Annotated in this window: 10 protein-coding genes; 5 read left to right on the forward strand and 5 right to left on the reverse strand. The window is 63.7% G+C overall.

Annotation, left to right across the window (positions count from 1 at the left end):
* Nucleotides 1-292: 292 nt before the first annotated feature.
* From minE to minC, 3 genes are read right to left on the reverse strand one after another with little or no spacing between them, the layout of a single operon-like run.
* A complete protein-coding gene (gene minE, locus ASG39_RS20145) occupies nt 293-553 on the reverse strand; it encodes a cell division topological specificity factor MinE (RefSeq protein WP_062596754.1) in 261 nt (86 codons plus the stop codon).
* On the reverse strand, nt 550-1365 hold the full coding sequence (minD, locus tag ASG39_RS20150; protein ID WP_062596755.1) for a septum site-determining protein MinD: 816 nt from the start codon (nt 1363-1365) through the stop codon (nt 550-552). The genes minE and minD overlap by 4 nt, the downstream gene beginning before the upstream one ends.
* Before the next feature lie 29 nt (nt 1366-1394).
* Complete coding sequence (minC, locus tag ASG39_RS20155) at nt 1395-2141, reverse strand: septum site-determining protein MinC (RefSeq protein WP_062596756.1); 747 nt, start codon at nt 2139-2141, stop codon at nt 1395-1397.
* A 209-nt stretch (nt 2142-2350) separates the two neighbouring features.
* Between minC and ASG39_RS20160 the strand changes: the two genes are divergently transcribed.
* Entirely contained in the window at nt 2351-3442 is a 1092-nt protein-coding gene (locus tag ASG39_RS20160) for an ROK family protein (protein WP_062596757.1), read from the forward strand.
* A gap of 91 nt (nt 3443-3533) precedes the next feature.
* Nucleotides 3534-4421, forward strand: coding sequence for a YghX family hydrolase (gene yghX, locus ASG39_RS20165; protein WP_062596758.1), 888 nt, complete (start codon nt 3534-3536; stop codon nt 4419-4421).
* 36 nt (nt 4422-4457) lie between these two features.
* Here the strand turns inward: yghX and ASG39_RS20170 are convergent, their stop codons facing one another.
* Nucleotides 4458-6188, reverse strand: a complete 1731-nt coding sequence (locus ASG39_RS20170; RefSeq protein ID WP_062596759.1) for an ABC transporter ATP-binding protein — start codon at nt 6186-6188, stop codon at nt 4458-4460.
* Between the two features lie 226 nt (nt 6189-6414).
* Nucleotides 6415-8616 carry a TonB-dependent hemoglobin/transferrin/lactoferrin family receptor gene (locus ASG39_RS20175; RefSeq protein WP_062596760.1) on the reverse strand — a complete coding sequence of 734 codons (2202 nt, stop codon included), beginning with the start codon at nt 8614-8616 and terminating at the stop codon, nt 6415-6417.
* Nucleotides 8617-8950: 334 nt separating this feature from the next.
* On the opposite strand from ASG39_RS20175, the gene ASG39_RS20180 reads away from it, so the two are divergent.
* Genes ASG39_RS20180 through ASG39_RS20190 form a run of 3 tightly spaced genes read left to right on the forward strand, consistent with a single transcriptional unit; the run spans nt 8951 to nt 13117 of the window.
* Nucleotides 8951-9628: an ABC transporter ATP-binding protein gene (locus ASG39_RS20180; RefSeq protein ID WP_062596761.1), complete on the forward strand. Its 678-nt coding sequence runs from the start codon at nt 8951-8953 to the stop codon at nt 9626-9628.
* Nucleotides 9628-12036, forward strand: a complete 2409-nt coding sequence (locus ASG39_RS20185) for an FtsX-like permease family protein (protein WP_062597037.1) — start codon at nt 9628-9630, stop codon at nt 12034-12036. Before ASG39_RS20180 ends, ASG39_RS20185 begins: the two co-directional genes overlap by 1 nt.
* Nucleotides 12026-13117 carry a lipocalin-like domain-containing protein gene (locus tag ASG39_RS20190; protein WP_062596762.1) on the forward strand — a complete coding sequence of 364 codons (1092 nt, stop codon included), beginning with the start codon at nt 12026-12028 and terminating at the stop codon, nt 13115-13117. Before ASG39_RS20185 ends, ASG39_RS20190 begins: the two co-directional genes overlap by 11 nt.
* The last annotated feature ends 199 nt before the right edge of the window (nt 13118-13316 follow it).

Consider the following 13316-nt stretch of genomic DNA (forward strand, 5'->3'; position numbering starts at 1 on the left):
CAGCAGCGCCGCCGCCCTCGTTGGTGTGCGGTTTATAGATCCCACTTCACCGCTTCGTCAACAGGGGGTGTTCGAAAAACTTCATAAAACTGACAAGTACCTGTAATCTTACGAGAACTCGAAACGCAAACCCGCAAGCCTCGATTCCACAGACGAAAACGACGCTCGCAGCAAAGGCGCGGGCGTCGTGGAGGGCTGGAAGCTCCCGGGCAGGATGTACCCGCTTCCGAAACGAGATCGGCGCGGCTGCGATCTTGTCGCGGCCGCGCCGATGAAAACGCTTTTGAGGGTCTCAGGCTGCCTGCTTGGTCGCGTTCAGCGGGATTTCGACATCGATCTCCAGGATCGACATATGTTCGTCCCGATCCATCTTCACATGAACCTTGTCGCTGTCGATCTGCACATGCTTGGCGATGACGGCGAGGATTTCCTCACGCAGGATGGCGACGAGGTCGGAGCCGGCGGCACCGCGTTCATGCGCAAGCAGAACCTGCAGCCGCTCGCGCGCCATCGGCGCGGACCTCTGTTTGGTGAAAAGGCGGAAAATGCTCATGCAGCCCTCCGTGCGAAGATCTTGCCGAACAGGCTGCGCTTTTCGCCGGGGATCGTCACCGGCAGGGTTTCGCCGGCCAGACGACGGGCGGCATCGAAATAGGCCATGGCCGGCGGGCAGCGTACATCGGCGAGCGTGACCGGTGCGCCGATATTGGAGGCGCGCAGCACATCCATGCTTTCGGGGATGATCCCGAGCAGCGGGATGGACAGAATTTCCAACACGTCCTCGACCTTGAGCATGTCGCCACGCTCGGCACGAACGGGGTCGTAACGGGTGAGCAGCAGGTGCTTCTCCATGCGCTCGCCGTTCTCGGCCTTGAGCGTCTTGGAGTCGAGCAGGCCGATGATGCGGTCGCTGTCGCGCACGGACGAGACTTCCGGATTGGTGACGACGACGGCGACGTCGGCATGGCGCATGGCGAGCGTCGCGCCGCGTTCGATCCCGGCGGGGCTGTCGCAGATGATCCAATCGAAATGCTGCTTCAGTTCGGCGATGACGCGCTCGACGCCCTCTTCCGTCAGATTGTCCTTGTCGCGTGTCTGCGATGCCGGCAGCAGGAACAGGGTTTCGAGCCGCTTGTCGCGGATCAGCGCCTGCGGCAGCTTGGCATCGCCCTGGATGACGTTGATCAGATCGTAGACGACGCGGCGCTCGGCGCCCATCACCAGATCGAGATTGCGCAGCCCGACATCGAAATCGACCACGACGACTTTCTCGTTCCTCTGAGCCAGGGCGGCACCGAGGGCGGCCGTGGACGTGGTCTTGCCGACCCCACCCTTGCCTGACGTAACGACGATGACTTTCCCCATCTTGCTCTCCTGTTTTGGCCGGACACGGCTCACTTGAGTTTCTCTGCCATGATCGCATCGTCCTCCAGCCACAGCTGGACAGGTTGTCCGCGGAAGCCGGGGGCCATGTCTTCGGCCATTTTGTAGACGCCATCGATCGCGACCAGTTCGGCCTCGAGCTTCCGGCAGAAAATTCGTGCGGTCGCGTTGCCGACGGCGCCCGCCATGGCGCGGCCGCGCAGTGCGCCGTAGATGTGGATCGAGCCGCCGGCGATGATCTCGGCACCCGAGGCCACCGAACCGACGACCGTCACATCGCCGTCCGTAAAGACGACGGATTGCCCCGATCTGACCGGTTCCCGGATAACGAGCGACTGCAGCGCAGGCCGCGGTTCGTCCGCCTGAACGGCAGCGGCTTCCGGGACGGCATCACCTTGTGTCTCGGCATCCGTCGGATCGCTGGTCGCGACCTCGAAATCGGACGCCGGGCGTCCACCCTTCAATGCCGGCGGCATGCCCGGCGCGATCGCCGAGGGACGCGCGCCTTCGATGCCCATGATGCTGACATTGCGCTGGATGAGCGCATCGACAAGCTCTTTCAATTGCGCCCGGTCGAGCTTCAGGTCCGCAACATCCAGGACAGCCGGGCGACCGAAGAAGAAGCCCGCAGAGCGCGCGGCGAGGTCGTCCAGCCGGATCAGCCACGCATCGAGCGGCAGGTCCGGAGAGAGAACGACCGCAAGAAAGGAGCGGCCCTTGATACGGATCGAGCGGGCGTCTGTGGACACAGTGTTCATCTGAGTTAAGGATTCGTTTACAATGTTTAACGCTGGGACGGTTAATGAAAGGTTAACGTGACCGGCTTGCCCAAGGCTTGCGAAACGGTCGAAACGGGGGCGATTTCATCCCATTTCAGGGGTTTTGCACCGGGCCATGCGGGTCTGCTTGGAACATCCACAGCCACGGCACGTTGCGAACCCACTGCAGATGAAGGGATCGATGATTGATGGGCATGTCAAAGACTGCGACACAGGACCAGGCCGCCGGCCCCCTGACGAATGGAGCCCTCGACCTTCCCGCCCTCACCATTGACGACTACAATATCGAGATCCGCGACAAAGAGGGCTTTATCGGCGACAAGGCGACCAAAGCCGAGTTTCGGGAGAAGCTGGACACTTGGCGCAAGATCATGCGCGACGTCGACATCGACCCGATCGGCAAGGTGCCGACGGCCGATCTTCCCAAACGGGAGATCGATGCCTTGCTCAAGGGCAAGGATGCCCAGGCATCGGCCTTGATCTGGAGCGCGGTGGAAGATTTCGCGCAGGAATTCGCCGATGTCGTCACGCGCTTCCTGAAGCAGAAGCACTGGGCGGGCACCGAACGGATCGTCGTTGGTGGCGGCTTTCGGCAGAGCCGCTCGGGCGAACTCGCCATTGCCCGCACCGAGATGCTGCTCGCCCAGCGTGGCGTCCGCGTGCATCTGGTTCCGATCGTCCAGCACCCTGACGATGCCGGCCTCATCGGCGCGGTGCACCTGATGCCGGCCTGGATGCTGAAGGGGCACAAAGCGATCTTCGCCGTCGATATCGGCGGCACCAACATCCGCGCCGGCGTCGTCGATCTGGGAAAGGCGAAGTCCGACGACAAGCATTATCTTGAGGAGGCGACCGTCTGGCAATCCGAGATCTGGCGGCACTCCGACGATCGCCCCAGCCGGAGTGCGGCCGTCGAGCGGCTGATCGCGATGCTCAAAGACCTGATCGCCCGCGCCGAAAAGGAAAAACTGGCGCCAGCGCCTTTGATCGGCATCGGTTGCCCCGGCATCATTCAGGCAGACGGATCGATCGAGCGCGGCGGGCAGAACCTTCCGGGCGGTAATTGGGAGAGCGACAGCTTCAACCTGCCCGCCGCCATCAAGAAAGCCATTCCGCAGATCGGCGGCCACGAAACCTTCGTGATGATGCACAATGATGCGGTCGTTCAGGGCCTGTCGCAGATTCCCTTCATGACGGACATCGCTAAATGGGCGGTGCTGACCATCGGCACCGGGCTTGGCAATGCCCATTTCGTCAACAAGGCGAAGTCCGAAAAGTAAGTCAGGCAATCCCGTTGCCGAACTTGTGAGGCGACGCTCCATCGGTTGCCGTCTACCCTCGGGAGCGACAGGATAAGCGGGAGAGCATGCAATGACGCGTCTGACAGCGAGGGATTTCGACCAGGAACTGCTGGAACTCTACGATTATTACGCGCATGGAAAAATCTCCAAGCGCGAGTTCCTCGATCGCGCGGCCAAGTTCGCCGTCGGAGGACTGACGGCGGCGGCCATCCTTTCCTCGATGAGCCCGGATTACGCCCTGGCGCAGCAGGTGGCGTTTACCGATCCCGAGATCGTTGCCGAATACATCACCTACCCCTCGCCGAGAGGGCACGGAGAGGTCCGCGGCTATCTCGTGCGTCCCGCCAAAGTCGAAGGCAAGGTCGCAGCCGTGGTGGTGGTGCATGAGAATCGCGGCCTCAATCCCTACATCGAAGACGTGGCACGGCGTGTCGCCAAGGCCGGCTTCATCGCGCTGGCGCCCGATGGTCTGACGTCGGTCGGCGGCTATCCCGGCAATGACGAAAAGGGTCGGGAATTCCAGAAGAGCGTCGACCCGACGAAGCTGATGAACGATTTCTTCGCCGCGGTGGAGTTCATGATGGCGCATGAGGCCACCACCGGGAAGGTGGGAATGACCGGCTTCTGCTATGGTGGCGGCGTGTCCAATGCCGCAGCGGTCGCCTATCCGGAGCTGGCGGCGGCCGTGCCCTTTTACGGCCGACAGCCGAAAGCCGAGGACGTTCCACGGATCAAAGCGCCGTTGCTCCTGCACTATGGCGAACTCGACACGGGCGTCAACGAAGGCTGGCCGGCCTATGAGGCTGCTTTGAAGGCCGCCGGCAAGACCTATGAGGCCTATATCTATCCCGGTGCCAATCATGGATTTCATAACGACTCGACGCCGCGTTACGACGAAGCGGCAGCGAAGCTCGCCTGGGACCGGACGATCGCGTGGTTCAACCGATATCTCGCGTGAGCAGGGTCGATCGCGCCCGAGGCGAGGGCATGTTCGTCATGCGCCGCCGGCATGCGGCGCTTGAAGCCGGCGGTAACGACTGTCGGGCACGGCGAGAAGCGCGGCATGCGTCCCCTCTTCCGCGATCCGGCCATCTTCCACAACCATGATCCGGTCGGCACTGGCGACCGTGGCCAGCCGGTGGGCGATGACGAGGGTCGTGCGGCCCTCGGCCAGCTCGCTCAGCGACTGCTGGATGGCGCGTTCGGTTTCGGTATCGAGTGCCGAAGTCGCCTCGTCGAGGATGAGGATCGGCGGATTCTTCAAAAAGATGCGCGCGATGGCGAGGCGCTGCTTCTGCCCCCCGGACAGCTTGACACCGCGTTCGCCGATGACCGTATCCAGTCCCTCCGGAAGGGCTGCGATCACCGCGTCGAGACGCGCACGCCGCGCGGCATCGAGAATATCGGCCTCGGATGCCTCAAGGCGGCCGTAGGCGATGTTCTCGCGGATGGTTCCGGCGAAGAGGAAGACGTCCTGCTGGACGATGCCGATGTTGGAGCGCAGTGACCGCAGCGTCATGTCGCGAATGTCGATCCCATCGATCGTGATCGCACCGGACGTCACCTCGTAGAAGCGCGGCAGAAGCGAACAGATGGTGGTCTTGCCCGCGCCAGAGGGGCCGACGAAGGCGACGGTCTCGCCGGCACGCACCGTCAGATCGAGTTCGCGCAGGATCGGGCGTCCATCGTCATAGCCGAAGCCGGCATTGCAATAGACGATATCGCCTTTCAAGCGATCGGCCGCCACCGCATCGGGGCGATCCGCGATGTCCGGTTCGGTCTGCAGGAACTGCTGGTAACGCTGAAACCCGGCGATGCCCTTCGGATAGGTCTCGATGACGGAGTTGATCTTGTCGATCGGCCGGAAGAACACGCCGACGAGGAGCAGAAAGCCGACGAAGCCACCCGCCGTCAGCTCTCCGCGCACGACGAACCAGGCGCCCGCCAGCATGACGGCCACCTGCACGAAGCGCATCGAGAGGTAGGACAGGGAGGTGGACGCCGCCATCAGCTTGTAGGCTTCGAGCTTGGTGCGCTGATAGCCGGCATTGTTCTGCGCGAACAGCGCGCGCTCGTGATCTTCATTGGCGAAGGCCTGGACGACGCGGATGCCGCCGACATTCTCCTCGATGCGCGCGTTGAACTCGGCGATCCTGCCGTACAGCGCATGGGAGTTCACCGTCATGCGCGTCCCGTAGCGCGTTGTCACGAACGCGGCGAGCGGGACGATGATCGCGGTAATCAGCGCAAGCGGCACATGCACGAACATCATCAGGACGAAGGCGCCGACCAGCGTCATCACTGCGATGAAGACGTCCTCGGGCCCGTGATGAGCGACTTCGCCGATCTCGTCGAGATCCTTCGTCAACCGCGCCACGAGATGCCCAGTCTTCTGGTTGTCGAAATAGCCGAAGGAGAGTTTCTGCAGATGGTCGAATGCCTTCCGCCGCATCTCCGTCTCGATGCGGATGCCGAGCATATGGCCCCAATAGGTCACCACGATTTGCAGCCCCGCATTGACGACATAGATAAGCAGAAGGCCGAGGGCCGCGAGACCGATCAGACCGAACTGGTTGGTCGGCAGCAAACGGTCGATGAAAAGCTTGACGGCAAGCGGAAAGACGAGTTCGAGCAGACCGGCTGAGATCGCGCAGGAAAAATCCAGCAGAAAGAGCCGGCGATGCGGCCGGTAGTAGGCCGCAAACCGCCTAAGAAGATCATTCATGCCGCAACTCGAGAAAGGCAAGGATGCGCCGGCTCGCGCCGATGCATATTGCAACCGCATGTCGCCCGCAACGCAGTCGCGGCTTGGGGCGACGCGACGCGGTGTGGACCACGACTCTAGCGACGGAAGACCCGCGATGGAAATCCTATGCGGGCCAGCCGATGGCTCGCCCGCAAGTTTCCCCTCCCCTGTGTCATCGAAGGCACGTTGAGGAGGGGAAGGAGGCTCAGAACTTTTGGGTCAGGGAAATCTTGAAGGAGCGGCCGGCTTCCGAATAGAACTGGGAGGCGTTGGCGAGATCCTTGACTTCAAGCGCGTCGAGATAGGTCTTGTCGAACATGTTGTAGACACCCGCCTGGATGCGCAGACCCTTTACCTGTTCCGGCTCCCACCAGCCCGTCAGGTTGACGATGCCGTAGCCGCCTGGTCGGGTTCCGGCCACGGAGTCCTCATCGACCGCCGCGGCGGTGACGAGGCTGAGATCCGTTCCCCAGAATTCGGTGTTATAGCCGACGCCGACGATCGCCTTCAGCGGCGCGACGGAGGCGAGCAGTTCGTCGGTGTCGAGATCTGTTCCCCGGGCATAGGCGAGCGATCCATGGACGTCGATGCCGGATGAGAAGGTCTTTTGCGCGCGGGCTTCGACGCCCGAAATCCGGACGCGGTCGCGGTTGAAGTATTCGATGCTTCCGAAAGCGTAGCCTGCCTCGGGCGTGGTTTCGGTATCGATAAAATTCTTGTAGCGCGTGGTATAGGCCGAAATCCGCCCACCGAAATCCTCATCGCCCAAGTTGGCGCCCGCTTCGAAGCCATAGCTCGTTTCCGGGTCGAGATCCGGATTGCCGATCTGCCTGTAGAGCGGCGCATTGTCATAATTGCTGTAGAGCTGCGAGACGTTCGGTGCCTTGAAGCCTGTGGTGACCTGCGCGAACAGTTCGACATCCGGGCGAACCTGCCAGGCGGCGCGCAGCTTCGGGGAGAGACGAAAATCGCTCTGCCCTTCGGGAAGATCCGCGCTGTTGCCGATGCTCGTATAGGTCGAGGTTTCCTGCGGATCGTGGCGGTACCAGTCGAGGCGGAAGCCGGGGGTCAGGGACACGCCGCTATTCCCGAGGCCGATCTTGTCCTCGGCAAACACGCCGACCGTCACGCTATCGGTGTCCGGCATGTCGGATTGGTTGTTATGGTAGTTGATGCAGGCTGGCGCAAACACGATGTCGCAGGTGTCTTCGCCCTGCTGGTACTGGGTCGTCCGGGTCAGGTCGAGATTGCCGCCGAAGGTGACCTGATGGGTGAGCAGCCCGGTGTCGAAGCTGGAATTCGCAAAGCCGCTGGCGCCATAGGAGCGGGCGTCGTTTGTGCTCGACCGCATGTAATAACCGACCGGACCCGTCAGACGCGTGCCGTGCGTGCCTTCGATGCGCTCGGCACGCTGGAAATAGATGGTCGCAAATGCGCTGTCGATCCAGCTGTCGCCGCTCTCCGCATCGAAGACATAGTCGAGCGATACACGGTCGCGCTTCTTGTCGGACTCCCGGTCATAGCCATTGGCCTCGTAGGTCGAACCCTGCGTCTGGCGCAGGTCCGTGGCCGTGTTCTGATCGTAATGCTCGGCCGTCAATCCGATCGTGTGGCCGCCTTCGAGCGACTGGCGCACCTTGAAGAGGATGTTGCGTCGGTTGAGATCCATGGGATCGGCCTCGGTTCGCGTCGGGCCGTAGCCTCCGACATCGCCGCCCGTCTCTTCTTCATGTCCGTATTTGTACGAGCTCTGGAAGAGCACGGAGGTCCTGTCGAAGCGCCGGGCGACCGCCGCGGCACCGACCAGCGAGCGATCGGCGCTGTCATAACCGAGCTTGGCCACACCGCCGACCGTTGCACCCTCGGCAATCAGGTCTTCGGGCTCCAGCGTGCGCAGGATGACGGCGCCACCGAGCGCGCCGGAACCGGCCCGGCTCGAATCCGCCCCGCGCAGGATATCGACGGTCCCCAGCGACGAGAAATCATAGGTATCGACGCCGCCCTGGGAGCCGCGCACGCCGTCCGAGAGGTAGGGTACCGGGATGCCGTCGATGGTCGTTAGAACGCGGTCGGCTTCCAGGCCACGGATGTTGACGCTCTTGGTGGCGGATACGAAGCTGACGCCCGGCTCTGTCGTATCGCCGAGATCGTCAAGGTCGTCGATGTCCTTTTCGGCGATCTGCTCGGCGGTCGTGCGTGTCGCAAGCGGGCTATCCTCCGGCGCGCCCTTCTGAACGCGTTTGCCCTTGACGATGATCGCCGGCAGCGCCGTCGCATCCCCCGATGCGGTGGAGCCTTGCGTGGCCGATCCGTCCTGAGCGACGGCCGGCGTCGAAGGTGCAATCGACGCGATGCCGATGAGCGAAGAATAGGCAAGAAGAACGGATCGCAAGCCCCGGGATACCATGTTGTTTCCTTTCAGCAGACACGCCAAGGCCTTTCGCCGCAGGGGTTTCCGCGGAGATGACATGACGTGGCCGACACAATGAACCGACAGACGAATGCCTGCCCCCGGTTCTGACAGCTAGAAAACATGAGTGCTTTTGTCAATATTAAAACTCCGGTCGATTTGGATCATTCCTGCATCTCTGGCGCGAGCGGTCGGGACTGAGAAAAACTGCCATCGACATGGACAAGATCGTGGCGTCATCTAGTTGATGACCACGCGGACCACGGCCCGACGCACCGCACGGAAGGAACGAGACGCGCATGACCTGCCTAAGTTTTGCGATCGGACAGACATGCTGGTCGTTCTAGAAGACGTGTCGAAAAGCTACCGGACCGCAGAAGGGCCGCTTTCGGTCCTGCAAGGGATCGACCTCTCGCTCGGTGCCGGCCAGACCCTGGCGCTCACGGGGGAATCCGGCAGCGGCAAGAGCACGCTTCTGCATCTCGTCGCCGGCCTCGATCATCCGGACCAGGGCCGGATCGCGATCGACGGACGGGAGATCGGCGGGCTCGACGACAAGGCGCGCGCCTCACTGCGCCGGTCGACGGTCGGACTGGTCTTCCAGCAGTTCAACCTCATCCCGTCCCTCACCGTCGCCGCTAATCTCGCCTTTCATGCGCGCCTTGCCGGCCGTTTCGACGCGGCATGGCAGCAGCAGCTGACGGCGAGGCTCGGGCTCGAACCGCTTCTCGCACGCTACCCCGAGCAATTGTCGGGCGGGCAGCAGCAGCGCGTCGCGATCGGGCGAACGCTCGCCGCGCGGCCGAAACTGGTGCTCGCCGACGAGCCGACCGGCAATCTCGATGAGGCGACGGGCGATGCCGTGATGGCGCTGATGCTGTCGCTGGTCGCGGAAACCGGATCGTCGCTTCTGATGGTCACCCATTCGCAGCGCCTGGCCGGGCAGCTCGATCGGCGCATCCATCTGCGCTCGGGCCGCATCGACCAGACGATGGAAAGGTCGCCATGATGCGCCGCACGGCGATGGCGGCGCTCCTGTCGCACTGGCGCCGACGGCCGCTCCAGCTGGTCATGCTCCTTCTCGGTCTGTCGCTGGCAACCGCACTCTGGTCGGGCGTTCAGGCGATCAATGCCGAGGCTCGCGCGAGCTACGATCGCGCGGCGGCAACGCTCGGGCAGGATCGCCTCGACCGGATCGTTAACGGAACGGGCGCGCCAATCACGCAATCCGACTACATCGCGCTTCGCCGCGCCGGCTGGCTGGTTTCCCCGGTGGTCGAGGGAACGCTCCGCCTCGGGCCGACACGCCTGCACCTCATCGGCATCGATCCCCTTACCATGCCGGCCGAGGGGCTGGACCCTGAGATCGGCCGCGATGGTGATCTTCTTGCCTTTCTCACGCGCCCCGGTCTGCTCTACGTCTCCTCCGAAACCGCGGACACGCTCTCCGGGCCGTCGCTCCCGCCATTGAAACGCACCTCGTCGCTTCTCGCGGGCATCGGCATGACCGATATCGGCATTGCCCAGCAGCTTCTCGGCAGGCCCGGCGAGATCAGCCAGCTGATCGTCGCGCCCGGTCAGCGGCCCGGTCTCCCCGCAGTCGGAGAGATCGCACCCGGACTGGTGGTGAAAGCGCCGGATGCCCAGGGCGATCTCGCGCGCCTGACAGACAGCTTTCATCTCAACCTCACCGCCTTCGGGTTCCTTGCCTTCGCTGTCGGCCTGTTCATCGTCTATTCCGCCATCGGCCTGGCCTTCGAGCAGCGGCGGGCGACCTTTCGCACGCTCCGCTCGCTCGGCCTGCCGGCAGCCACGCTGACCGGCCTCCTTCTGGCAGAGCTGGTGAGTTTCGCGGTCATCGCCGGCATTGCGGGCGTTCTGCTCGGCTATATCGTCGGCTCCGTCCTTCTGCCCGGCGTTGCCGCGACCCTCCAGGGGCTTTATGGCGCCAGTGTTCCCGGCACGCTCACCCTGCGGCCGCAATGGTGGGCGTCCGGCCTCGCCATCGCGCTGTTCGGAACGCTTGCGGCGGCCGCGCAAAGCCTCTGGCGTGTCTGGCGCATGCCGCTTCTGGCGCCGGCCCAGCCACGGGCCTGGGCACGCGCGTCCGAGTCGGGGCTTCGCATACAGGCCGCAGCGGCCATTGCCCTGTTTGCTGTGACGATCGGCCTTGCGGCCTTCGGCTCGGGTCTCGTCGTCGGTTTTTCTGTGCTCGGCGGCCTGCTTCTCGGTGCCGCGCTGCTGCTGCCGGTGCTGATGGCACTGTTTCTGGCGCTCATGCAGCGGCTGACCGCCCGTCCGATTGCGGAATGGTTCTGGGCAGATACGCGCCAGCAACTGCCGGGTCTGTCGCTTGCCCTCATGGCCCTGCTCCTCGCCCTCTCCGCCAATATCGGCGTGGGAACCATGGTCTCGAGCTTCCGGCTGACCTTTACCGGCTGGCTCGACCAGCGGCTCGCGGCCGAACTTTATGTCACTGCGCGCGAAGAGCGCGAAGCGGCGGACCTGCGCGCCTGGCTCACAGGCCGTGTCGATGCGATCTTGCCGATCTGGAGCGTCTCCGGCGATATCGGCGGCGCGCCGGCAGAGGTCTACGGTGTTGCAGACGATCGGACCTACCGCGACAACTGGCCCCTGCTCGCCCGCACACCGGACACCTGGGACCGCGTGGCCGAGGGAACCGGCGCGCTGATCAACGAGCAATTGTCGCGGCGGGACGGCCTTGCGGTCGGCGACAGCCTGACGCTTCCGGGCGGCTGGATGACGACGGTCGCCGGTGTCTATTCCGATTACGGCAACCCCCTCCCCCAGGTTATGATCGGCATCGATGCCCTGACGACGCACTACCCGGACGTCGCGCGCCTGCGCTACGGGCTCCGGCTTGCCCCGGCAAATGTCGGCGCAGTGTCGGAGGCCGTGCGCGAGCGGTTCGGCCTGCCGCCGGAAAACCTTGTCGATCAGGCGAGCCTCAAGCGCCGCTCGCTCGAAATCTTCGAGCAGACATTCTCGGTCACGGCCGCACTCAACGTTCTCACCCTCGGCGTCGCGGGTCTTGCGATGTTTGCCAGCCTGATGACGCTGTCCACCATGCGCCTGCCCCAACTCGCGCCGATCTGGGCCATGGGACTGACGCGCCGGCAGCTTGTCGGTCTCGAGCTCGCACGAACGCTGATCCTTGCAGCAATCACGCTGCTGGCGGCTTTGCCCGTCGGGCTCGGGCTCGCCTGGGTCCTGCTCTCCGTCGTCAACGTCGAGGCCTTCGGCTGGCAGCTTCCCATGCACATCTTCCCGGCCGACTGGGTCCGTCTTGCGGCGCTTGCCCTTGGCGCAAGCCTGCTCTCGGCCATCATCCCCCTTCGCCAGCTGGCCGCCACGGCGCCATCCGATCTTCTGAAAGTGTTCGCCAATGAACGGTAAGCCCGTCTCTACCAAAGCCGTGCCCTTACTCCTGCTGTCGCTTCTGCTCGGCCTCTGCTCGCCATTTGCATCGGCAGCGCAGGGATTTGCGGGTCTCGGCACGACCGCAGAAGGCTTCGCCGTGCCGCAGCCGGGCAAAGTCTTGACATTTCCGCGCGATCACGGCGCGCATCCCGATTTCCGCATCGAGTGGTGGTACGTCACGGCTAACCTGACAGGCGCCGACGGCAAGGCCTATGGCGTCCAGTGGACACTTTTCCGCTCGGCCCTGCAGCCCGGCGATCGCGAGGGTTGGAGCAGTCCGCAGATCTGGATGGGTCATGCGGGCCTGACGACGCCCGATCGGCATTTCGTGGCCGAGCGCCTTGCCCGCGGCGGCATCGGGCAGGCTGGCGTGACAGCAGAGCCGTTCGATGCGTGGATCGATGATTGGCGCATGCAGGCGACGGCACCGGTCACGGGTGGCGACGCCGTGGCGCATGTCGCCCTCAAGGCTTCCGGAGCGGATTTCGGCTACGCGCTCGACCTCACGGCGAAGCAGCCGATCGTTCTCCAGGGGCAAGGTGGCTATTCGGTCAAGTCCGCAGCCGGGCAGGCAAGCTATTACTACTCCCAACCCTTCTACGCCGTGCGCGGCACGCTCTCCCTCCCCGGCGGCGACGTTTCGGTCACTGGTCAGGCCTGGCTGGACCGGGAATGGTCGTCGCAGCCATTGGCAGCCGATCAGACCGGATGGGACTGGTTTTCCCTCCATCTCGACAGCGGCGAGAAACTGATGGGGTTTCGTCTGCGCGATGGCGGGGCCGGCTATACCTCGGCCACCTGGATCGCCGCGGACGGCACGCCCTCGCCGCTTCCACCGGGCGCATTGACCGTCGCCCCCCTCGCCACAGCGCATGTTGCTGGTCGAACGGTCCCGGTCGGGTGGCGCTTGTCCCTTCCCGCGCGCGGTCTGGATATCACCACCACCGCCGTCAACCCGCAGGCGTGGATGGCGACCCGCACACCCTACTGGGAGGGCCCGATTACCTTTTCCGGCAGCCAGAGCGGCCGTGGCTATCTGGAGATGACGGGTTACTGAGACCTTTGGCAGAGGCGGCCGGCCGCCGCGGATAATCGTTGGCTTCTCTCGTCCATTTCACAGTGGTCGCTGACGAATATGATTAGACCTTTCAACGCGTAACGGATAATTTGCAGGTGACGAACGCAGCGATTTCAGTCGAAAACAGTGCACAGCCGGATTTTCGTTCTCAGGACGCCGCAGGTAGGATCAACGTCGG

It is taken from the genome of Rhizobium sp. Leaf371 (assembly GCF_001424045.1).
Taxonomy (GTDB): Bacteria; Pseudomonadota; Alphaproteobacteria; order Rhizobiales; family Rhizobiaceae; genus Ferranicluibacter.